Origin of the sequence: Variovorax paradoxus, assembly GCF_030815975.1 — a bacterium.
GTDB classification, from domain to species: domain Bacteria; phylum Pseudomonadota; class Gammaproteobacteria; order Burkholderiales; family Burkholderiaceae_C; genus Variovorax; species Variovorax paradoxus_N.
In genome coordinates this window covers 735,690-757,766 of sequence record NZ_JAUSXL010000001.1, presented here as the reverse complement: position 1 = coordinate 757,766, position 22,077 = coordinate 735,690, and the positions used below count along the sequence as shown (strand labels likewise).

Annotated in this window: 20 protein-coding genes; 9 read left to right on the top strand and 11 right to left on the bottom strand. The window is 65.7% G+C overall.

Annotated elements, in window-relative coordinates; genetic code table 11:
* Positions 1-58: 58 nt before the first annotated feature.
* From QFZ47_RS03645 to QFZ47_RS03630, 4 genes are all read right to left on the bottom strand, one after another.
* The gene (locus QFZ47_RS03645) at positions 59-853 is read right to left on the bottom strand and encodes a fimbrial biogenesis chaperone (protein ID WP_307654334.1); all 795 of its coding nucleotides are present in this window, start codon (positions 851-853) and stop codon (positions 59-61) included.
* Positions 850-1,374 carry a spore coat protein U domain-containing protein gene (locus QFZ47_RS03640; RefSeq protein ID WP_307654333.1) on the bottom strand — a complete coding sequence of 175 codons (525 nt, stop codon included), beginning with the start codon at positions 1,372-1,374 and terminating at the stop codon, positions 850-852. Before QFZ47_RS03640 ends, QFZ47_RS03645 begins: the two co-directional genes overlap by 4 nt.
* Positions 1,375-1,812: 438 nt before the next feature.
* Entirely contained in the window at positions 1,813-2,268 is a 456-nt protein-coding gene (locus QFZ47_RS03635; RefSeq protein WP_307654332.1) for a hypothetical protein, read from the bottom strand.
* Positions 2,269-2,290: 22 nt separating this feature from the next.
* Positions 2,291-3,823 carry an FAD-dependent oxidoreductase gene (locus QFZ47_RS03630; RefSeq protein WP_307654331.1) on the bottom strand — a complete coding sequence of 511 codons (1,533 nt, stop codon included), beginning with the start codon at positions 3,821-3,823 and terminating at the stop codon, positions 2,291-2,293.
* 303 nt (positions 3,824-4,126) lie between these two features.
* On the opposite strand from QFZ47_RS03630, the gene QFZ47_RS03625 reads away from it, so the two are divergent.
* Positions 4,127-4,420, top strand: coding sequence for a hypothetical protein (locus QFZ47_RS03625; protein ID WP_307654330.1), 294 nt, complete (start codon positions 4,127-4,129; stop codon positions 4,418-4,420).
* A 12-nt stretch (positions 4,421-4,432) separates the two neighbouring features.
* Here the strand turns inward: QFZ47_RS03625 and QFZ47_RS03620 are convergent, their stop codons facing one another.
* Positions 4,433-5,275 carry a YihY family inner membrane protein gene (locus tag QFZ47_RS03620; RefSeq protein ID WP_307654329.1) on the bottom strand — a complete coding sequence of 281 codons (843 nt, stop codon included), beginning with the start codon at positions 5,273-5,275 and terminating at the stop codon, positions 4,433-4,435.
* Positions 5,276-5,529: 254 nt separating this feature from the next.
* On the opposite strand from QFZ47_RS03620, the gene QFZ47_RS03615 reads away from it, so the two are divergent.
* Genes QFZ47_RS03615 through QFZ47_RS03605 form a run of 3 tightly spaced genes read left to right on the top strand, consistent with a single transcriptional unit; the run spans position 5,530 to position 8,103 of the window.
* On the top strand, positions 5,530-6,966 hold the full coding sequence (locus tag QFZ47_RS03615) for a cytochrome ubiquinol oxidase subunit I (protein WP_307654328.1): 1,437 nt from the start codon (positions 5,530-5,532) through the stop codon (positions 6,964-6,966).
* The gene (gene cydB, locus QFZ47_RS03610; protein WP_307654327.1) at positions 6,966-7,973 is read left to right on the top strand and encodes a cytochrome d ubiquinol oxidase subunit II; all 1,008 of its coding nucleotides are present in this window, start codon (positions 6,966-6,968) and stop codon (positions 7,971-7,973) included. Before QFZ47_RS03615 ends, cydB begins: the two co-directional genes overlap by 1 nt.
* On the top strand, positions 7,954-8,103 hold the full coding sequence (locus tag QFZ47_RS03605) for a DUF2474 domain-containing protein (RefSeq protein ID WP_307654326.1): 150 nt from the start codon (positions 7,954-7,956) through the stop codon (positions 8,101-8,103). The genes cydB and QFZ47_RS03605 overlap by 20 nt, the downstream gene beginning before the upstream one ends.
* A 31-nt stretch (positions 8,104-8,134) precedes the next feature.
* On the opposite strand, the gene gntR is transcribed toward QFZ47_RS03605, so the two are convergent.
* A complete protein-coding gene (gntR, locus tag QFZ47_RS03600; protein ID WP_307654325.1) occupies positions 8,135-9,166 on the bottom strand; it encodes an HTH-type transcriptional regulator GntR in 1,032 nt (343 codons plus the stop codon).
* A 187-nt stretch (positions 9,167-9,353) separates the two neighbouring features.
* Here gntR and QFZ47_RS03595 point away from each other — a divergent pair, with 187 nt between their 5' ends.
* From QFZ47_RS03595 to QFZ47_RS03585, 3 genes are read left to right on the top strand one after another with little or no spacing between them, the layout of a single operon-like run.
* Entirely contained in the window at positions 9,354-10,706 is a 1,353-nt protein-coding gene (locus QFZ47_RS03595) for a GntP family permease (protein WP_307654324.1), read from the top strand.
* Between the two features lie 12 nt (positions 10,707-10,718).
* Positions 10,719-12,278, top strand: a complete 1,560-nt coding sequence (gene gntK, locus QFZ47_RS03590; protein ID WP_307654323.1) for a gluconokinase — start codon at positions 10,719-10,721, stop codon at positions 12,276-12,278.
* 53 nt (positions 12,279-12,331) lie between these two features.
* A complete protein-coding gene (locus QFZ47_RS03585) occupies positions 12,332-13,234 on the top strand; it encodes an AraC family transcriptional regulator (protein ID WP_307654322.1) in 903 nt (300 codons plus the stop codon).
* 104 nt (positions 13,235-13,338) lie between these two features.
* Here QFZ47_RS03585 and QFZ47_RS03580 read toward each other — a convergent pair whose 3' ends face one another.
* On the bottom strand, positions 13,339-14,289 hold the full coding sequence (locus QFZ47_RS03580; RefSeq protein WP_307654370.1) for a TRAP transporter substrate-binding protein: 951 nt from the start codon (positions 14,287-14,289) through the stop codon (positions 13,339-13,341).
* A 597-nt stretch (positions 14,290-14,886) separates the two neighbouring features.
* Here QFZ47_RS03580 and QFZ47_RS03575 point away from each other — a divergent pair.
* Together QFZ47_RS03575 and QFZ47_RS03570 are read left to right on the top strand one after the other, a co-directional pair.
* Positions 14,887-15,150 carry a helix-turn-helix domain-containing protein gene (locus QFZ47_RS03575; protein ID WP_307654321.1) on the top strand — a complete coding sequence of 88 codons (264 nt, stop codon included), beginning with the start codon at positions 14,887-14,889 and terminating at the stop codon, positions 15,148-15,150.
* Position 15,151: 1 nt separating this feature from the next.
* Positions 15,152-16,489, top strand: coding sequence for a type II toxin-antitoxin system HipA family toxin (locus QFZ47_RS03570; RefSeq protein ID WP_307654320.1), 1,338 nt, complete (start codon positions 15,152-15,154; stop codon positions 16,487-16,489).
* A gap of 225 nt (positions 16,490-16,714) precedes the next feature.
* Here QFZ47_RS03570 and QFZ47_RS03565 read toward each other — a convergent pair whose 3' ends face one another.
* Genes QFZ47_RS03565 through QFZ47_RS03550 form a run of 4 tightly spaced genes read right to left on the bottom strand, consistent with a single transcriptional unit; the run spans position 16,715 to position 21,965 of the window.
* Positions 16,715-17,152 carry a CBS domain-containing protein gene (locus QFZ47_RS03565; RefSeq protein WP_307654319.1) on the bottom strand — a complete coding sequence of 146 codons (438 nt, stop codon included), beginning with the start codon at positions 17,150-17,152 and terminating at the stop codon, positions 16,715-16,717.
* A gap of 45 nt (positions 17,153-17,197) precedes the next feature.
* The gene (locus QFZ47_RS03560; protein ID WP_307654318.1) at positions 17,198-18,253 is read right to left on the bottom strand and encodes a 2-oxoacid:ferredoxin oxidoreductase subunit beta; all 1,056 of its coding nucleotides are present in this window, start codon (positions 18,251-18,253) and stop codon (positions 17,198-17,200) included.
* A complete protein-coding gene (locus QFZ47_RS03555) occupies positions 18,250-20,169 on the bottom strand; it encodes a 2-oxoacid:acceptor oxidoreductase subunit alpha (protein ID WP_307654317.1) in 1,920 nt (639 codons plus the stop codon). Before QFZ47_RS03555 ends, QFZ47_RS03560 begins: the two co-directional genes overlap by 4 nt.
* Positions 20,166-21,965, bottom strand: coding sequence for an FAD-dependent oxidoreductase (locus QFZ47_RS03550; protein ID WP_307654316.1), 1,800 nt, complete (start codon positions 21,963-21,965; stop codon positions 20,166-20,168). The genes QFZ47_RS03555 and QFZ47_RS03550 overlap by 4 nt, the downstream gene beginning before the upstream one ends.
* Positions 21,966-22,077 lie beyond the last annotated feature (112 nt).

The window sequence follows — 22,077 nt, the reverse complement described above, 5'->3', positions numbered from 1 at the left end:
GGTTGCATAGGCTGGCGTCATGGACAACGGACGCCAGCCGCAGAGGGCGACACTTCCGTCAAAAGCCGCCTGCTTCGGCCTGCAGCGTCTCGCCGAGCGCCGTCTGTACCTGTACGCCGCGCAGCGCGCCGGCTTGGCCGTTCGCCAGCGGGACACGCCACTCTCGCTCCGCGCCCGCCAGCACGTTTTCTCCGTCTTTCAGCGTCAACACCTGTTGCCAGCCATTACCGTCCAGGGTCAGCGCCTGCACCTTGACGCGCCGGTTGCCGGCATTGAGCAGGCGCACGCAGGCTTGCGAGCCCCCGATGGCTTGCGGCTTGACCGGCGCAGGGGTTGCGGACGCGGGAACTGCTTGGGTCGGACACGGCTTCCAATGCATGGCGTTCACGACCTTGCCAGACGGCGCGACGAGGACCGGCAAGTTGTGAGTGAATTTGAAAGCCACCGAAGCCTGCCCGCTGCCCGCCGCCTGCTCCTCGGTAATGTCTTCCAGCATGACCCGGTAGCTTCTTTCCACCGGAGACGGGGCGCGGCTGCGCAACATCACGCGAAAAATCTGGCTGGTCTTGGCAGGCACTTCGATAATTGCCGGGACCACCAGCAGATCCGCGGTGGGTTCATAACGGTCCACACCCTTGGCCTGCAGCCAGACCATCGCCTCGGTCTGAAAGGTGGCCGGCTGATCGCTTGTATTGGTCACCGTGACGGCGATGGCCTTGCGCGGCGAGCCGATCTCGAGCACGACCGGCGAGATCGTGACACCGGCCGCCTCTGCCACTGCAGCCCACGCGATCCCACATGCCAGCACGGCCCCTGCCAACGCATGGCGCCGAACCGGCTGCACGACTGTCACGGCGTGTAGGTGATCGTCATTGCAACCGTATCCGCATAGGTCCCCTTCTTGGCGGCTGCGAGATCGGCTCCGAGAATCCGCCCGTAGATCGCCGTGGTCGTGGTTGCAGCCCCGGTGCCCGTATAGGCAATCGAATTGGTGGCATTGAATACCGTGGCGCGTCCGGAGGACGTATACAGTTCATAGGGAAGAAGGTCGGCTCCCGAAAGCATGTTCCGAACGCTACCCACAGCATTCGCGCCCCCACCTCCCGTGATGGCCGCCGAGGCGCCATTGGTGCAAATGATGGATATGCTCGTTCCGGAATCGGCGTCGACGTCAGCCGTCGTGCCCGCGGTGCCAGCGCTTGCAACAGCAGCCGACAAGGCACCGCCGAACGCCAGCGTGCCCGGTCCGATGGCGCACGCATTCACGACAGTGGCGCCGACCGTCAGATTGGCCTCCTCCGTAGCCGCCATCGATGCCCCGGCCATCACCGTCGCACCGACCGCCAATGCCACTTTGATCATCTTCTTGTTCATATTGAACCCCTGCGTTGCAAAACGGAGCAAAAGCGCCCCAACCGTCAACTTGTCGTGGAACCTAGCGGGCGAGCAAGACAAGCACGCTGTACCCACTGCATCTACCAACTCACCCAACCTCGTTGTGCGTCCGTCGGCGGGCGCGCAACAGCAAAAAGCAAACCCCGTATCCACTTCTCGCCGCTACAGCACTAGTAACATATATTGATTTTTGTGACATGGTTGTAACTTTATTGACGAGTAATGAATATTGAGTAGTTTCCTGTCGGACTTGTGCATGAGCAAAATCGACTCAAGGACACTTCCGATGGATGCGCTCAAGCAGCAGCTCGCGAGCTTGGCGCGCGAGGCCGATGTCCGGTTCCCGGACGGGGCACGAGAGCGCCCTGCAGGCGAGGAGGCCATAACCGCGCAGCCTATGAAGCCACGCGCGGAGGGTCAGTTCGGCTGCGGCGCCGCGCAACCATCGAGCAGCCCGGGCTGGCGCAGCAGTTCGGCTGTCCTACCCTCCTCGAGGGAGTAGACGCCTCGCTTCTCCTTCCAGACCAGCGACTTCTCCTGCAGTGCAGTGAGTGCCTGCTGGACATTCGACACCTCCGGCGTGAGCGTCTCATCCGGCGCGATCGCTTGCAGCATCGCCGACTGCAGCGGCGTCAGCGCGTGAATGACGCGCGGGGTCTGAACGTCGGCCTCCTCGATCTGCCCGTCGACTGCTTTGGCGAAGGCCGTGCCGACGTTCGCCGGATCGAGGCCGAAGTCGAATCGCAAGGTGTCGGCAGCAGCGCCGATGATTTCAGGGATAGCTGCATGCGCTCTTTCATGAGAGCGGCTCCGCAGCGCATGCATCAGTTGATTCTCTCTTGCCGGCAATGGCTTCAGCGCCGCGTGCATCATTCCGGCCCCGCGCATCGCAGGGCTAGGACCCCCGAAATTTTCCAGGTCCCAAGGGCGCGGCCGCCGGCCCGTGCAGCACTTCGCCATCCACACCGAAACGAGATGCGTGGCACGGGCAGTCCCAGGATTTCTCGGCCGAGTTCCACGCAACGACGCAGCCCAGGTGCGTGCAGATGGCCGAACGCACGTGCAACGTGGCCGATTCATCCCGGTACACGGCCAGCTTGCTCGCGCCTTGCCGCAGCACCGCGCCCTCGCCCGGCTTGATCTGGTCGGCTTCGTCGACGTCGCCGCCGGTCACGAGCTCCTTGTATTGCGCGAGCGTGTTGGCCTGCTCCTTGACGAAGTCTCCCAGGCCATGGGTCGCCTTGCGCGAGGGGTCGTAAAGGTCTGCCCACGCATTGGGTCGCTCCATGATCATGTCCGTGATGGCGATGGCACCCGCGGTGCAATGCGTCATTCCCGTGCCCGAGTCTCCCGTGATCAGGTAGACATTGCCCTGGTCCATGGGATTGCGGCCGAAATAGGCCACCTTGTCCGCTGGCTCCATCACCTGCCCGGACCAGCGGTGGGTCACTGCTCCCGCCATGGGAAACCGGTCGCGCACCCACTGTTCGATCTCGCCGTACCGATGCTCGGGATGAGAATCCTGGCCCACCTTGTGGTCCGCCCCGCCCACGATCAGCGTATCGGTTGAGGAGGCGGACGGCGGTGAATCCAGCCGCAGGTAATGGTAGGGATCCCCCGTGTCCCACAACAGGATGCGCGGGACCGACCCCCTGGGAACCTGGATGCCGATGACATAGGTCCGATAGCCCGACTGCTTCGTGTGCATGACGACGCGGTCCATGAACGGTGTGTTCGTGGCGACCACGACGGCGTTGGCCTGGATGTCGCCATGCGCGGTCTGGACGATCTGATTCGCACCGTTCCCTTGGATGTCCAAGGCGCGTGTATTGCAGTGGATGGCAACGCCTTGGCGTGAACATGCGTTGGCCACACCGGCCAGGTACCGGACCGGATGGAACTGGCCCAGTCCAACATACTTGACGCAGGGCCCGGTGTCGAACGGGAGTCCCGGGACATTCGCCAGCCGTTCGACCTCCACACCCGGCTTGGTGGCGGAGTCGAGCTCCTGCGCCAACACCTTCATGTCTTGCCCAGGCAGGCAATACAGGTAGCCGTCAAGCCGCTCGAAGCCGCAGTCAGGCGCTTCGGTCTTGGCGATGGTCTCAGCCAGATCGGTCGCGACGTGGAAGCTTGTCGCGACCTTGCGCGCACCCTCGGCGCCGAAAGACTTTTCGATCTCGCAATAGAAGTCGTCCGGCGGCACGAACTGCGCGGTGGTGCGGCCGCTTTCCCCGGCGGCGAGTTCGAAAGCTTCTATGAGAACCACGCTCTTGCCCTCGCGCGACAGCAGGTAGGCGGTCGTCAGGCCGGCCATGCCACCGCCGATGACGCAGACATCGGCCCGCGCCGGCCCGGCCAGTGGCGCAAAGGAAGGCATGGCGGCCGAAGCCAGCCAGAACGACGTGGACGCACCATTGGTTTTCATTGTTGCCTCCTACCGTTGCGTTGCTTCAATGAACCGCAAGAGCGCCTATGACCGGTTCGTTGCAATGGAACGCCAAGGCGGGTTGCGATGCACATCCAGAAAAAGCCTGTGGCTCAGAAGTGGCACCACTTGTCGGCCGCAGCACGAAGTCCATGTAGGGCGCTACCAAACGATCTGGTCCTTGAATCGCGACACCTGGGCGCAACTCCTACAGCGGCAGTCCCGTTCGGCCCACAGGACACCACCGCGTCGCAGCGAGCATTGGATCTTGGCGTTTTTGCCGGAATGACGAAAGGAGCAGGCATGCCAAAGCGAGCACAGGATCCTGGCGATGAGGCGGGCCGTCTTGACCCGATCGGCCCTCACGGCCCCAATCCGCCGTCGCGCGGCCGCGTGAGCCGCGGCGACGCCGGCGCGGAAGCCGAAGTCAATCTCGACGACGACGAGATCTACTCTGGCACTGGCAACAATGCCCGGCGCGGCGGGACTTCAAAAAGCACGGGAGCCGACAGCGGCGAACTCGGCCCGCCATCCGAGCAGCTGTCGGACAGCAACCAACCGCGCGAGAAGAGTCCGAACGCGACGCGCCGAGGCTGAAGCAGTGGTCCATCATTCGATTTTCCTTCCGCTGCGGTCGAGCGAACGTGCCTGCGGCCGCCGCCGCGTGAGCGCCAGGTTGGCCGTCATCATGGCCGCGACCAGCGTGACCAGCCACGAGAAGTACACCCACAGCAAGAACATGGGCAGCACCGCGAACGTCCCGTACAGCGCCTTGTACGTTGGCACCTTGACGAGATAGGTGGTGAAGCCGCGCTTGCCGAACTCGAACGCCACGCTGGCGATCAAGCCGCCCGCGAAGGCGTCGCGCAGCCGGACTCTGGTGTTCGGAACGAGGTAGAACATGCTCGTGAGCACAGTGACGCCAAGCATGAGCGGACCGAGGTCGAGCACGAATGCGAGCGAGCGGGGCAGCGCGCCGATCAGGCCCATGGAAATGCCCAGCAGATACGACGTTGCCCAGAGGCTCAAGCCCAGCACGGGCGGACCGACGGCCAACATCAGCAGGTACAGGCCGACCCTCCTGTAGAACGGCCGGTTCTTCCTGATCTTCCACATCTGGTTCAGCGCGTTCTCCACGGTGAGCAGCATCGCGATCGCAGTGCCCAGCAGGAAGAGCGAACCGACCCAGGTCAGGCCGCTGGCATTCGCGGCGAACTGGTTCAGGTACTTCAGCACTGTGCGTGCGATGTCCGCCGGAAGCAGCCTGCTGAGCAAGAACTCCTGAAGCGCGTCCTTGAATCGCCTGAAGACCGGAAATCGCGTGAACAGCGCGAAGCTCGCCGCCAGCAGGGGCACGATGGACAGCAGGGTCGTGAACGTCAGGCTGCCGGCGACTTGCGGCAGGCGCTCTTTCCTGGCGCGTTGGAATGTCGAGCGGATCAGGGTGAACATGTGGTCGCCGAGGAAGGCGGAATCGAGAGAGAGCTTCGTGGCGCCTTCAGGCCGGGATTGAATTGAGGTCGAGCTCCCGATCCGGGCTGGTGGGTGCCTCCGGCATTTTCGTGCCGAATGACTGGCGCCTGGCGGGGCATTCAGTCTGAATTGAGTTCCCTGGACGATGTGTCCTATTCCCATCGGCCGCGGCCTGATGTTGAATGAGGGTCGATGCAGCACCGCTGCAACCAACTCAATGGAGACGCCCGGAGATGGATTCACTCACGCTCGCCCGTGTCCAGTTCGGGTTCACCATCTCGTTCCACATCATTTTTCCGGCGCTCACCATCGGCCTGGCGAGCTACCTGGCCGTGCTGGAGGCCCTGTGGCTTCGCACCGGCCGCAAGGTCTATATCGATCTCTATCAATTCTGGATCAAGGTGTTCTCGGTGGCCTTCGGGATGGGCGTGGTGTCGGGGCTGGTGATGGCCTATCAATTCGGCACCAACTGGAGCAACTTCTCGCGTTTCGCCGGCGGTGTGACCGGGCCGCTGCTGGCCTACGAGGTGCTCACCGCCTTCTTTCTCGAGGCAGGCTTTCTCGGCGTGATGCTCTTCGGGCGTGAACGGGTCGGGCCCGGCCTGCACTTCCTGTCGACGCTCGCGGTGGCGGTCGGCACCCTGGTGTCGGCAACCTGGATCCTGGCGTCCAACAGCTGGATGCAGACACCCCAGGGCCACGAGATCATCGACGGCCGTGTGGTGCCGGTCGATTGGCTGAAGGTGATCTTCAATCCCTCCTTCCCCTATCGGCTTGCGCACACCGTGGTCGCCTCGTACATCGCCACCGCGCTGATGGTTGGCGGGGCGGGCGCATGGCATCTGCTGCGAGGGCGCGACAACACCCGCGTGCGAACGATGTTCTCGATGGCGTTGTGGATGCTGCTGGCGGCCGCACCGATCCAGGCGCTCATCGGCGACCAGCATGGACTGAACACGATGGAACACCAGCCCGCCAAGCTCGCCGCCATCGAAGGCCACTGGGAGCGCACGCCGGACGGCGAAGGCGTTCCGCTGGTGCTGTTCGGCTGGCCCGACATGGAGGCCGAAGTGACGCGCTATGCCATCGAGATCCCGCGAGCGGGCAGCCTGCTGCTCGCCCACAGCTGGGACGGCCAGATTCCCGCATTGAAAGACTTCGCCAAGGAAGACCGGCCGAATGCGACCATCGTGTTCTGGACCTTCCGCGCCATGGTCGGCCTGGGCTTGCTGATGATCGCACTGGCATTCTGGGGACTGTGGTTGCGCCGCGGACGGCAACTCTTCAGCCACCGCTTGTTCCTGCGTTTCGCGCTGATGCTCTCGCCGGCCGGCCTGGCGGCGATCCTGGCCGGTTGGTACACCACCGAGATCGGGCGGCAGCCTTGGGTCGTCTATGGCCTCATGCGCACCGCCGACGCGGCTTCACCGCAGCATTCGGCTTCGCAGGTGGGCTTCACGCTCGCGCTGTTCGTGCTGGTCTATTTCGTCGTGTTCGGTGCCGGCACGGCCTATGGGCTGCGCCTGATCGGCAAGGGCCCGTCGAGCGACGAGGGCGACCTGCCGCTGCACGGTGGCCCGGGTGAGCTCCACCAGCCGATGCGCCCGCTGTCCGCCGCGCACCAAGGCCTTGACGCAGAAGGCGATCTCGCCGCACCGGGAGCCAAGTGATGGGTATCGACCTTCCCCTGATCTGGGCAGTGATCATCCTGTTCGGAATCATGATGTACGTGGTGATGGACGGCTTCGACCTTGGCATCGGCATTCTCTTTCCGTTCTTTCCCGCCAAGGAAGACCGCGACGTCATGATGAACACGGTGGCGCCGGTATGGGACGGCAACGAGACCTGGCTGGTGCTCGGCGGCGCCGGTTTGCTGGCGGCATTTCCGCTGGCCTACGCCGTGATTCTCAGCGCCTTCTACCTGCCGCTCATCCTGATGCTGGTGGGGCTCGTGTTCCGCGGCGTGGCCTTCGAGTTCCGCTTCAAGGCGCGCGCGGGCAAGCGCCGCTGGTGGGATGCAGCCTTCATCGGCGGCTCTGTCACCGCCACCTTCTTTCAGGGCGTGACACTGGGCGCCTTCCTCAACGGGCTGAAGGTGGTCGACGGCAATTTTGCCGGCGGCCCCTTCGACTGGGTGTCGCCCTTCGCGATCTTCACCGGCTTGGCGCTCGTGGCGGCCTATGCGCTGCTTGGCGCCACCTGGCTGATCATGAAGACCGAGGGCGAGCTGCACGACCGCATGCGCACGCTTTCGCGGCCGCTGGTGTGGGCCATGCTCGGCGTCATCGGCGCGCTGAGCGTGTGGACGCCGCTGACGCATGCGGCCATCGCCGCGCGCTGGTTCACGCTGCCCAACTTGTTCTACTTTGCACCGGTGCCACTGCTGGTCGGCGGCGTCGTGTGGCGGCTGCTGCGCGATCTGCGCGGGTCCGGGCACGCGTCACCCTTCGTGCTCACGCTGGCCTTGCTCTTTCTCGGCTACACCGGGCTGGGCATCAGCCTGTGGCCGAACGTGATCCCGCCCGACATCTCGATCTGGCAGGCCGCCGGTCCGCCTCAGAGCCTGGGCTTTGCGCTGGTCGGCGCATTGATGATCATCCCGGTCATCCTGATGTACACCGCCTGGAGCTATTGGGTGTTCCGCGGCAAGGTGCGGCATGGCGACGGCTACCACTGAGCGCGCGCCGCGCCGCTGGCTGCGGCGATTCGGCTGGCTGGTGGCCATCTGGATCGCCAGCGTCGGCACGCTCTTCTTGCTGGCATCGCTCGTGCGTTTTCTCATGGCCTCGGTTGGCTTGTCACTGTGACGCCTGCGATGGACTTCGTCGCTCGTCCACCTCAACTGCTCTGCCGAACCACCAGTTGGAAGCCCAGGTCCACCGTGCGTTCGGCCACCGTCTCTCCGCGCATCAGCGCCAGCAGCATCGTTGCCGCGCGCTCGCCGATCTCCCGGCGTGGGGTGCGCACGGTGGTCAGCGGCGGCAGCATCTGGTCGCTGCCGCCAAGATCGTTGAAGCCGGCGATCGCCACCCGCTGCGGCACCTGCACGCCGGTGCGCAGCGCGGCCAGCAATCCGCCCTGTGCGAGATCGTCGTTGCAATAGAAGATGGCATCCACGTCCGGATGGCGCGCGAGCAATTCCTCGAACTGCCGGCCGCCCAGCGCGATGGAGGTCGGGCCCGGCACCAGCAGTTCGAGCGCCGGATCGTGGCAGCCGGCAGCGCGCAGCGCCTCGCGATAGCCCTCCAGGCGCAGCAGCACGCGCGGATCGAGCTGGCCGGCGGCATAGGCGATGCGCCGGCGGCCGCGCTGCAGAAGATGCAGGGCGATGGCGCGGCCCGCGTCCTGCTGCGAAAAGCCCACGCTGTGGATTCCAGGTGCGGCCGAGGTTTCCATCAGGTACACGCAAGGGGCATGGCTGCCCTCGAGCAGGCGCGACGCCGCGGCGCTGCGGTCGAAGCCGGTCAGCAACACACCGGCCGGCCGCTGCGAGAGGTAACTGCGCAGCAGCGCCTCTTCCTGCGCGGGGTCGTAGTGCGTCACGCCGATGAGCGACTGGAAGCCATGGGGCGCCAGCGCATCCTGCACCGCCTCGAGCAGTTCCACGAAGAGCTGATTGGTCAGCGACGGGATCAGCACCGCCACATGAGAGCTGCGCGCCGACGCCAGCGCGCGCGCCGCCACGTTGGGCACGTAGCCCAGCTGGTCGACCGCCGCCTGCACGCGCGCCTGCAGTTCGGGCGCCACGTTGCGCGCGCCGCGCAGCGCGCGCGACACCGTGATCGGGCTCACCCCTGACGCGCGGGCCACGTCGTCGAGGGTCGCGTGGCTGGAAGAACGGGCGCGCGGGCGCTCGGGAGCTTCGGACATGGTCGATTTAAGGGTTTATACGGAGTTTGAATTGGACAGCGCTGTCCTAGGATAGCGCTGTCCCAGACTTTGCCGACCCGGAGAAACCCGAGGAGCGCCAGAGCTGGCTTTTTTTGGATCGCGCGGGATAGCGCTATCCCATCCACCCCGGCGGCAGGTGCACCGCCCGGATTCAGGAGACAGACAAATGTTTGGAATGAGCAAAGAGGTGTTCTTGCTCGTCGACGCCCTGGTGGCGATCCTCGGGCTGATTTTTCTGATCACGCGCTGGCGCGTGCATCCCTTCATCGCGCTGACGCTGGCTGCCGGCTTCCTGGGCCTGACCTCCGGCATGCCGGTGGACCAGGTGATGAAGTCCTTCCAGGAAGGCTTCGGCGGCGTGCTGGGCTTCGTGGGCATCGTGCTGGGCCTGGGCACGATGCTCGGCAAAATGATGGCGGAGTCGGGCGGCGCCGATCGCATCGCGCGCACGCTGATCGACGCCTTCGGCCGCGAACGCGTGCACTGGGCAATGATGTTCGCGGCCTTCCTGGTCGGCATCCCGCTGTTCTTCGAGATCGGCTTCGTGCTGCTGATCCCGCTGGTGTTCATTGTTGCGCGCCGCACCGGCGTGTCGCTGATCCGCGTCGGCATCCCGCTGCTGGCGGGCCTGTCGGTCGTGCACGGCCTGGTGCCGCCGCATCCGGGGCCGCTGCTGGCCATTGGCGTGTTCAACGCCGACATCGGCAAGACCATCTTCTACGGACTGATCGTCGGCCTGCCGACGGCCATGATCGCAGGGCCGGTCTTCGGCAAGTTCATCTCCAGATACGTGCCGGGCGAAGCCTCGCCCGAGCTGATGGAACAGCTGGCGCACGAACCCGAGGCGCGCGAGCTGCCGGGCTTCGGCATCACGCTGTTCACCGTGCTGCTGCCGGTGGCGCTGATGCTGCTGAAAACCTTCGCCGACGTGGCGCTCGACGAGAAGAACGCCGTGCGGCATTGGATGGACTTCATCGGCCACCCGATCACCGCGCTGCTGGCGGCGCTGCTGCTGTCGCTCTACACCTTCGGCACCGCGCGCGGCTTCACCGCCAGGCAGATCATGAAGTTCGTCGACGACAGCCTCGCGCCCACCGCGGCCATCGTGCTGATCATCGGCGCGGGCGGCGGCTTCAAGCAGATGCTGGTGGCCAGCGGCGTGGGCAACGCGATCGGGCAGATGGCGCTGCATGCGCAGGTCTCGCCGATCCTTCTGGCCTGGCTGGTGGCGGGGCTGATCCGCATCGCCACCGGTTCGGCCACGGTCGCCACCATCACCGGTGCCGGCATCGTCGCGCCGCTCGCCACCATGGTGCCGGGCGTGAACCGCGAGCTGCTGGTGCTGGCCACCGGCGCGGGTTCGCTGATCCTCTCCCACGTCAACGACGCCGGCTTCTGGCTGGTGAAGCAGTACTTCAACATGACGGTGGCCGAGACCTTCAAGACCTGGACCGTGATGGAGACGCTGATCTCGGTCGTGGCCATCGTGTTCATCATGCTGCTGAGCATGGTCGTGTAAGGAGACAAGCCCATGGGCCGCATCGTCATCGGCGTCGACATCGGCACCACCAGCACCAAGGCAGTGGCCTTCACGCCGGCCGGGCGCGTGCTGGCGCACGACACGGTCGAATACCCGCTGCTGCGGCCCGAGGCCGCGGCCGCCGAGCAGGACCCGGAGCAGATCTTCCAGGCGGTGCTTTCGGTCATCGCAAAGTGCGTGAAGGACAGCAAGGCCGCGCCCGCCGAAGTGCTCGCCGTGTCCTTCAGCGCGGCAATGCACAGCCTGATCCTGGTCGACGGTGCGGGCACGCCCATCACCCACAGCATCACCTGGGCCGACCACCGCGCCTCGGCCTGGGCCGAGCGCATCCGCAGCGAATGGGACGGCGACGCAATCTACCGCCGCACCGGCACGCCGATCCATCCGATGTCGCCGCTCGCCAAGCTGGTGTGGCTGCGGCACGAGCGCCCCGAGCTCTTCGCGCGTGCCGCGCGCTTCGTCGGCATCAAGGAGTACGTGTTCTTCCGGCTCTTCGGGCAATGGAAGATCGATCACTCGATTGCCTCGGCCACCGGGCTCTTCAACATCGAGCGGCTCGACTGGGACGAAGGCGCACTGGCGCTCGCCGGCGTGCGCGCCGAACAGCTCCCGCAGCCGGTGCCGACCACCTGGCATGTCGAGGGCCTCGCGGCCGATGCCGCCACCTTGCTGGGCCTGGCGCGCGACACGCCCTTCGTCATCGGCGCCAACGACGGCGTGCTGTCCAACCTTGGCGTGAACGCGGTGGCGCCCGGAGAGGTCGCCGTGACCATCGGCACCAGCGGCGCGATGCGCACCGTGGTCGACCACCCGATGACCGACCCCGAGGGCCGCACCTTCTGCTATGCGCTCGCAGACCGGCGCTGGGTGGTCGGCGGGCCGGTGAACAACGGCGGCATCATCCTGCGCTGGGTGCGCGACGAGTTCGCCTCGGCCGAGGCCGAGACCGCCAAGCGCCTGGGCATCGACACCTACGAGGTGCTCACGCGCATCGCCGAGCGCGTGTCGGCCGGCTCGGAAGGCCTCGTGTTCCATCCCTTCCTCACCGGCGAACGCGCGCCCTACTGGAACGCCAACCTGCGCGGCTCCTTCTTCGGACTGGGCATCCACCACCGCAAGGAGCACATGATCCGCGCGGTGCTCGAGGGCGTGATCTTCAACCTGTACAGCATCCTGCCCGCGGTCGAATCGATCGCCGGCCGCAGCGCCCGCATCAAGGCCACCGGCGGTTTCGCGCGCTCGGGCATGTGGCGCCAGATGATGGCCGATGTGTTCGACCGCGAAGTGGTGGTGCCGGAGAGCTTCGAGAGCTCCTGCCTCGGCGCCGCCGTGCTCGGGCTCTATGCGCTGGGCCACGTCGATTCGCTCGACGTGGTCGCGGGCATGGTCGGCGCCACGCACCGCCACACGCCCAATGCCAAGAACGCCGCGCTCTACCGGCAGCTGCTGCCGGTGTACCTCTCGCTGCCGCGCAAGCTCGGCGAGGAATACCGCTTGCTCGCCGCGTTCCAGCAGCAGACGGCCGCGCCGCCGCCAGCGCCCCACCGCTGACGGCCTGGGTTCGCCGTCGTCGTCCATCGTCTATCGTCCGTTGGAGATCCGTCTTGCTGAACACGCTCCCGTCCGCCCCCGCCACCCGTCTGCACCGGAACCCCGCCCCGGCGCCGGACACCCGCGCCACGGTCCACCATGAGGCGGCCGCCCTGCCCCCGGCCCCCCGGCACGATCCACGCTGCCTGCATGACCACGAGCTGCACCTGATCGGCGCCATGCCCGCGCGTCTGCGCATCGGCAGCGGCGCGGACGAAGAGGTTCTCAGTCTGGCGCCCGGCACTGTCGTTCTGCTCGGCCCTCGCCTGCCGCACAGTCTCGCGCTCGAGCATCGAAGCCCGGCCAGCGGCCATCCGGACGGCCTGGTGCTGCGCTTCGGTGAAGAGCCGCTGCGCCGCGGCAGAGAGCTCTTTCCCGAACTCGGCGACGCGCAACCGCTCCTGGCTCGCGCCCGGCAATGCGTGCAGTTCGTCGGCCTTGGCGCAGGCACGCTCACGCGCCTGCGCCGTATCGAGACGCTGAGCGGCCTCGCGCGGTTCTCCGAATTCATCGCGCTGCTGAACGAGCTCGCGCAATGGACCGACTACCGCGTGCTCGCCGGCGCCGCCCTGCCCGACGGCGGCGCCGACGAACCCGGCCGCGCGTGGCGCATCCACAAGGCGCTCGACTACATCCGCGACAACTACGCCGAGGAGCTGTCCCTGGCCAAGGTCGGAGCAATCGTGGGCATGCGCGCGAATGCCTTCGCACGCAGTTTCCGCCGCGCCGTCGGCCAGACCTTCACCGACTTCGTGATCGGCCTGCGCGTGGCAAAGGCCTGCCGCCTGCTGGCATCGACGCGCCAGCACGTGAGCAGCATCTGCTACGAGGTGGGCTTCAACAACATCTCGAATTTCAACCGGCACTTCCGGCGGATCCAGGGAATGACGCCGGGCGAGTTCCGCGCTCGCCAATAGGCCATGTTCGTGCCATTGGCGGCATGCGGTGCGCCGCCAGGCAGGAAATTCACCCCGGAAAGATGGCGTCGAGGCGACATCGGCCGCCGCGCCGCCCTGAACCCTTACTGGTTGCCGACGATGGCGAACAATGCGCCACGGGTTGCCGGGTCCGCCATGTATTTGGTGTAGAGCGGCGACATCTTTCGGATGTAGGGGGAAAAGTCCTGCACGTTTGCAAACTGGACGCCCTCTTTTGTCACCGCGGCACGCGCAGCGACGATGCGTTTCTCCCAGAGCTCGCGCATCAGGATCGCCGATTTCTTTCCGGCTTTCTGGAACACGGCCTGTTCCTCGGCGCTGAGCCGGCTCCACAGCTTGCTGGACACGACCAGTGCTTCGGGAGAGATCATGTGGCTGTCCAGCAGCATGTATTTGGCCGCCTTGTAGTGGCCGGTCGCTTCGTACGAGGCCATATTGCCTTCGGCACAGTCGATGGTGCCCTTCTGGAATCCGTCGAGCACTTCCTTGTAAGGCACAACCACCGGAATGGCGCCCAACAATTTGACCATCTCGATGTACACCTCGGATTGCTGCACCCGGACTCTTTGCCCGACCAGGTCGTCGCGCTTGGTCATCAGCTTGTTGGCGCAGTAGAACGAGCGGGCGCCGCCGTCATACCAGCCAAGCACCACATAGCCCGAAGCCTTCAGGGCCTCCGCCAGGCGCGCCCCCGTCTCACCATCCAGGTAGCGAAACATGTGGGCCGAGTCGGTGAACAAGAATGGAAGATTGAAGGCCTTCAGACCCGGTGCAGCCTCGGACAGCGGCGCCGAATTGAACTCGGCGACATCGATCTCGCCGGCCTTGAGCATCGCGACCGCCTTGGTCTGGTCACCCAGCACGGCGTTGGAAAACAACTCGATCTTGTATTTTCCTTTGGTGGCCGTATCCACTTCCTGGATGAAGCTCTTCATGGCCTCCGTGACCGGATAGCCGTCGGGGTGAGTGTTCCAGGCCCGCAAGGAGGTAGGTTGGGCTTCAGCGACAGAACCTGCCAGACAGAGAGTGGTCACAACAAAACTGCAGAAGCCTGAACGCATGATTACGCCCCGTAACAAATGTGTTGCGCAGATTAGCAGAGAGGGTTACCAGAGTCCTGACGATTTGGTCAGGTTGGTCGCTTTTTTAATAAATTAGTACCCCTTTACAGCCTGACTCGCGTGGAGTATGCCGTGCGAGTCAGGCTGGCCTCGCTGGTTGTGAGAAGGCCGGTTGCCCAGCGTAAGACAACGAAAATGCGGGATTCGAACGGCCAGCCTGCGCGTTAGTCGGTGGAGTTCGACAACCCGCGATTCCGACCCTCCGCTCCTCGAAACGGCGTCCATGAAGCCAGGCCCGGATGGTTCGCTCACCCTTGCCCAGGTGAAGCGCCTGGGCGCCATCGGCAACCGAGCATCGAAGCCCTCAGCCAGCGAATGTCCATGAGTCGATTGGACGTAGCCAGATTCGCCGAAGCCTGCTTGCTCCTTCGAGTCCACGAGAGCCACGACGAGACGCGATCGTCCGTCGAGTAGCTGCATCTATGCCATTCGTCATTTAGCCTGATTTCAGCTGTTTGACATATATCTGGATTCGAGATAAATTGCAAATATCATAAATACGGCTAAGTCATGGACGCACTTCCCGCCCAAACTCTGGTATCTGACGATCAGTTGGGGCAGCTGCTGCGCAGCGCGCGCAAACGACTGAAGTTGAACCAGACGGCCATCGGCGCCAAGCTGAATCTCAGTCAGAACCGGGTTTCCTACCTCGAACTCCATCCTGGCGAACTGAGCTTCAAGCAGCTCCTGAGCTGGTGCTCAACGCTCGGCCTCGAGTTGAAGCTGGGCGCGCGCGGCGCGGCGGCGGTCAAGCCACGCACGACGGAGTGGTGAGATGGGCCGTCGATCACACAGTCAGTCCCTCGGCCTCTGGTCCAACGGCGAGCGCGTCGGCCGCTGGACGATCCCTGCGCGCGGCGAGATGGAGCTTCACTACGACGATGCCTGGGTTCGCTCAGATGTCGGCCGACCGCTGTCGCTGTCTCTGCCCTTCAATCCACACAACGAACCAGTCAAAGGGCCCGCCGTAGAGCATTACTTCGACAACCTGCTGCCCGACAGCAATGCCATTCGCAAGCGCGTGGCCGCGCGCTTCAAGACGGGCTCGGTCGACGCCTTCGACCTTCTACGCGCCATCGGGCGCGACTGCGTGGGTGCCATTCAACTGCTCGATGAGGCCGAGACACCGACGGCAGTCGATCAGGTGGAGGCGGTGCCCGTCGACGACGAGTCCATCGAGCGACACCTGCTGAGCGTCGTCAACCTCGACAAGTTCGACGCGTCGCTCGACCCGGACGACGACTTCCGCATTTCGCTGGCCGGTGCGCAGGAAAAGGACGCCTACTTGTGGTGGAACGGCGCTTGGCACAAACCTCGGGGCGCTACGCCGACCACGCACATTTTCAAGCTCCCACTGGGCCTGATTGGCGGGCTCCAGGCCGACTTCTCTACCTCTGTGGACAACGAGTGGCTATGCCTGAAGCTGCTGCAGGCCTACGGGCTACCCACAGCAGACGCGACCATCACATCGTTCGGGAAACAGCGCGTCCTTGTGGTCGAACGGTTTGACAGGCGGTTTTCGAACGGCCGCCTCCTGCGACTGCCCCAGGAGGACTTTTGCCAAGCCACGGGGACCTCGCCCCTGGTGAAGTACGAAAACGAAGGCGGCCCCGGCCTGCGCAAGCTCTTTTCGCTGCTGCAGCAGTCCGCAACTGCTGCGGATGACATGCGCACCTTGATGGCTTCACAGGTCCTTTTTTGGCTGCTGCGCGCACCGGACGGACACGCGAAAAACTTCAGTATCCACCTGCTGGCCGGCGGCGGTTTTCAGCTGACGAAGATGTATGACGTGATGTCGGCCTACCCTATTCTCGGTAACGGCCCAAACCGGTGGTCGCCACGCGATATCAAGATGGCGATGGCGCTTCTCGGCAAGAACAAGCACTACGCCATGGCCGCCATCCAGCGCCGGCACTTCAACAGCACCGCCCAGCAGGTGGGCTATGGCCACGACGCCGAAGCAATCATCCAGCAGCTGATCGAACGCACGCCAGGCGCTGTCAGCGAAGTGCAGGCGCAACTGCCGAAGGATTTCTCGCCATGGGTGGCCGAGCGCGTGCTAGGGGGGCTGCAGGCCGCGGTGGATACGCTCAAGAGCATGCCTTCAAACTGACCCCCTTGCAGGTGGAACGAGGCCCCGCGCCCTTGTGCAGAAGCAGGCTGTAAGTTGGCAGGAGGGATGGTGCGACAGTCACGAATATCCAGGACTTCGGCACTTGAGTTGGATGATCTCAAACCCCGGCTTGCACAGCATGGCGGCCTGCCGCTTTGTCGCTGCGGCCGGCCCACTCCCCGGATTCAATGCTTCGCGACGAGACGGGACGCCCGTCCCAGCGGCTTAGCCCAGCGCGTCGTTCACCTGCTCGCGGAACTCGGTCAGGCTGACCGCCGCGCCGATCTCCCGCGGCAGCGCGTCGCGCACCGAGAACACGCCGAGGATCTTCGTTCCCGCCACCAGCGGCAAATGGCGGAAGCCCCGTTCGAGCATCAGCACCACGGCGTCGGACACCAGCGTTTCGGGCGGCACGCAAATGGGGTTGGGCGTCATGACTTCGCGCACCGCCGTGCGGTCGGGGTCGAGCCCCCGGGCCAGCACGCGGGTCATCAGGTCGCGCTCGGTCAGGATGCCCAGCAGCATGTCGGGCAGCTCCAGCACGAGCACGCTGCCGCAGTTGGCGCGCGTCATCACGCATGCGGCATCGCGCGCGCTGGCCTGCGGACCCAGGCTGATCACGTGCGTGCGGGAGATGGATTGGAAAACGGTGCGCTCGGCCATGGTGCGCCCTCCGGAAGGAACGTGAATGGTGCCCCTGTCCGCCGCTCAGCGCAAGGAGGCGTTGAGCCGCGCGAGCGCCTCGGCGCCGGGACACAGCTCGGCCGGCCCCAGCGCATTGAGCGGCCGGTCGCTGGTGTTGAGCGCGGTGTGCAGGTCGCTGGCCAGCGGATCGACGAAGAGCAGCCCAGTCACCACCTCACCCATCTCCTGGTGCCGCTGCATGTGGGCCATGGCGGCATGGCGGTCGCCGGGGTCATAGCCGGGATGCAGGCTGCGCAGGCGCAGCAGCGTGCCGTCGTGCTGGCGCACGTCGACCACTTCGCCCGGCCCCATGTCGACGGTGATCTCCTCCCGTCCGCTGATGAAGTCGATGCGGCTCACCGCCTCGTTGTGCTCGCGCACGTAGTCGTAGCTCTTGGTGCTGCCCGGGTGGTTGTTGAAGGCGACGCAGGGGCTGATCACGTCGATGAACGCAGCGCCGCCGTGGCTGATCGCGCCCTTGATCAGCGGCACCAGCTGCGCCTTGTTCCCCGAAAAGCCGCGCCCCACGTAGCTGGCGCCCAACTGCAGCGCCATGGCCACCAGGTCCACCGGGCTGTCGGTGTTGACCACGCCCTTCTTGCTCTTGGAGCCCTGGTCGGCGGTGGCCGAGAACTGGCCCTTGGTCAGGCCATAGACCCCGTTGTTCTCCACGATATAGGCCATGCGCACGCCGCGCCGCATGGCGTGGGCGAACTGGCCCAGGCCGATGGAAGCCGAATCGCCGTCGCCCGAGACGCCCAGGTACAGCAGGTCGCGGTTGGCCAGGTTGGCGCCGGTCAGCACGCTGGGCATGCGGCCGTGCACCGTGTTGAAGCCATGCGACGCGCCCAGAAAATAATCGGGCGTCTTGGAGCTGCAGCCGATGCCCGAGAGCTTGGCCACGCGGTGCGGTTCGATGTCCAGCTCCCAGCAGGCCTCGATGATGGCGGCGGAGATCGAGTCGTGGCCGCAGCCGGCGCACAGCGTGGAGATCTTGCCCTCGTAGTCGCGCCGCGTGTAGCCGACCTTGTTGGTGGCCAGCGTCGGGTGGTGCAGCCGGGGCTTGGCGAGGTAGGTCATGCGGGTTCCTTCGTATCGGCGGCGCCCGACGCTTGCGTCTTGTGCACATGCGTGCCGATGGCCTCGACGATGAAGCGCGCCGTGATGGGCGTGCCGTCGAAATGCAGCACCCGCACCAGCCGGGCGGGATCGATGTCCAGCTCGTTGACCAGCAGGCTGCGCATCTGGGCGTCGCGGTTCTGTTCGACCACGAACACCTGCCTGTGCCGCGCCAGGAACTGCACCACGCTGTCCGGGAACGGAAAGGCGCGCAGCCGCAGCGCATCGAGGTGGATGCCGCGTGCTTCCAGCGCCTGCAGCGCCTCGTGCATGGCCGGGCTGGTCGATCCGAAATAGATCACGCCCAGCTCGGTCTTCTCGGCGGCCGGATGCAGCACCGGCTGCGGCACCAGCGTGGCCGCGGTCGCGAACTTCTTCAGCAGCCGCTCCATGTTGTAGATGTAGTCGGGCCCGCGCTCCGAATAGCGGGCGTAGGCGTCGCGCGTCGTGCCGCGCGTGAAGTAGCTGCCCTTGGTCGGATGCGTGCCCGGCAGCGTGCGCCAGGGAATGCCGTCGCCGTCCACGTCCTTGTAGCGGCCGAAGTCGCGGCCGGCCTCGAGCTCTTCGGCGCTCATGACCTTGCCGCGGTCGTAGGCCACGCTGTCGTCCCAGGCAAAGGGTGCGCACAGGCGCTGGTTCATGCCGATGTCCAGGTCCGTCATCAGGAACACCGGCGTCTGCAGACGGTCGGCCAGGTCCAGCGCCGCCGCTGCCTGCTCGAAGCACTCGTGCGGGTCCTCGGGAAACAGCAGCACGTGCCTGGTGTCGCCGTGCGAAGCGTAGGCGCAGGCGAGGATGTCGGCCTGCTGCGTGCGCGTGGGCATGCCGGTGGAAGGGCCGCCGCGCTGCACGTCGATGATCGTGACCGGAATCTCGGCAAAGTAGGCCAGGCCGATGAACTCGGACATCAGCGAAATGCCCGGACCCGAGGTCGCCGTGAACGCGCGCGCGCCGTTCCAGCCGGCGCCGACCACCATGCCGATGGAAGCCAGCTCGTCCTCCGCCTGCACGATGGCGAAGCGGTGCTGGCCGGTGGCCGGGTCCACGCGGAATTTGGTGCAGTACTTCTGGAAGGCCTCGGCCACCGAGGACGACGGCGTGATCGGATACCAGGCCGCGACCGTGGCGCCCCCATACACGCAGCCCAATGCCGCGGCGCTGTTGCCGTCCACGAAGATGCGGTTGCCCACCTTGTCGGCCCGCCGAACCCGAAGACCGAGCGGCTCGAGGTTTTCCCTTGCAAAGTCGCAGCCCAGGTGCAGCGCCTGCACATTGGAGGCCAGCAGCTTCTCCTTGCCCTTGTACTGCTCGCCGAACAGCTTCTCGACCACCTCGGGCTCGATGCCGAGCAGGATGGCCAGGGCGCCCACGTAGACGATGTTCTTGAACAGCTGGCGCTGCCGCGGGTCGTGATAGACCGCGTTGCAGATCTCGGTCAACGGCATGCCGATCACGCGGATGTCGTCGCGGAACTTCGAAGGCGGCAGCGGCCGCGTGCTGTCGTAGAACAGATAGCCGCCCGGCTCCAGCTCGGCCAGGTCGGCGTCCCAGGTCTGCGGGTTCATCGCCACCATCATGTCGGTGCCGCCACGCCGCCCCAGATGGCCCGCTTCGGTCACGCGCACCTCGTACCAGGTCGGCAGGCCCTGGATGTTGCTCGGGAAGATGTTGCGCGGACTCACCGGCACGCCCATGCGCAGGATGGCCTTGGCGAACAGCTCGTTGGCCGAGGCCGACCCCGAGCCGTTGACGTTGGCGAACTTGATGACGAAATCGTTGACCGCTTCGATGGGGATGACCCCCACGCTCGCCACTTCGTGCGCTTCGCTGCCCCCCGAGGGGGCCTTCGCGCCTTCGGGCGGCCGTACGGCGCTCATCGGGCCACCCCCTGCCCCGCCGGCGTCATCTTCAGCAGGAACTTCTGCATGTCCCACGCCCCCGTGGGACAGCGTTCGGCGCACAGGCCGCAGTGCAGGCAGACGTCCTCGTCCTTGACCATCACGCGGCCTGTCTTGAGCCCGCCGGACACGTACAGGTCCTGCGCGAGGTTGAGTGCCGGCGCCTTGAGCCGGGGCCGCAACTCCGCTTCCTCGCCATTGACCGTGAAGTTGATGCAGTCCATGGGGCAGATGTCCACGCAGGCATCGCATTCGATGCATGCGGCCTCGGTGAACACGGTCTGCACATCGCAGTTCAGGCAGCGCTCGGCCTCCTTGAAGGCCATGGCGGCGTCGAAGCCCAGCTCCACCTCCACCCGGATGCTGGCCAGCGCCGTCTCGGCCTTGGCCCACGGCACCTTGTAGCGCAGGTCGTTGGAGGTGTCGTTGTCGTAGCTCCACTCGTGGATGCCCATCTTCTGCGACACCAGGTTGGTCATGGGCGCCGGGCGCACATAGACCGGCTCGGCGCGCAACAACTTGTCGATCGACACCGCCGCCTCGTGGCCGTGGGCCACGGCCGTGATGATGTTCTTGGGGCCGAAGGCCGCATCGCCGCCGAAGAGCACATGGGGCACCGTCGATTGGAAGGTGTTCTTGTCGAGCACCGGCAGGCCCGACTTGTCGAAGGCAATGCCGCAATCGCGCTCGATCCACGGGAAGGCGTTCTCCTGGCCGACCGCCACCAGCACCTCGTCGCATTCGAACCAGGCGTCCGGCTCGCCGGTGGGCACCAGCGTGCGGCGCCCTTGCGCGTCGTACTCGGCGCGGACCACCTCGAAGGTCATGCCCAGCAGCCGGCCCTCCTCGTGCACGAAAGCCTTGGGCACGTGGAAGTCGATGATCGGAATGCCTTCGTGCTGCGCGTCTTCCTTCTCCCATGGCGAGGCCTTCATTTCCGCAAAGCCGCTGCGCACGATGACCTTCACGTCGGTGCCGCCCAGGCGGCGGGCCGACCGGCAGCAGTCCATCGCCGTGTTGCCGCCGCCCAGCACGATCACGCGCTGTCCGATGCGGCTGACGTGGCCGAAGGACACTGAATTGAGCCAATCGATGCCGATGTGGATGCTGGCCGCCGCTTCGCGGCGCCCGGGAACGTCCAGGTCGCGCCCGCGCGGCGCGCCGCAGCCGACGAAGATCGCGTCCCACCCCTCGGCCATCAATGCCTTCATCGAGCCGATGCGCTCGCCGCCGCGGAACTCGACGCCCAGGTCCAGGATGTAGCCGGTTTCCTCGTCGATCACCGACTCCGGCAGCCGAAAGCGCGGGATCTGCGTGCGGATGAAGCCGCCGGCCTTGGCCCCCTCGTCGAACACCGTCACCTCGTAGCCCAGCGGCGCCAGGTCGCGCGCCACAGTGAGCGAGGCCGGCCCCGCACCGATGCAGGCGACACGCTTGCCGTTCTTCGGTGCGAGCTTGGGCATGCGTGCGCGCACGTCGTCCTTCATGTCGGCCGCCACGCGCTTGAGGCGGCAGATGGCCACCGGCTCGGGGTTCTTCGAGTTACTTTCCTCCACCCGCCCGCGCCGGCAGGCCGGCTCGCAAGGCCGGTCGCAGGTGCGCCCCAGGATGCCGGGAAAGACGTTGGAGACCCAGTTGATCATGTAGGCGTCGCTGTAGCGGCCCTGCGCGATCATGCGGATGTATTCGGGGACGGGGGTGTGCGCCGGGCAGGCGTACTGGCAATCGACGACCTTGTGGAAATAGGCCGGGTTGGCAATGTCGGTTCGCTGCAAGGCGTGCCTCCTGACGGTCGCCCGGAGCCCCGGAGGGGCCGGCGAGCGGCGCTTCGGCGAGTATGCGCCGCGCCGGCCGCCGCAGGGCCTTGGTGAAATCCCGCAGGTCGCC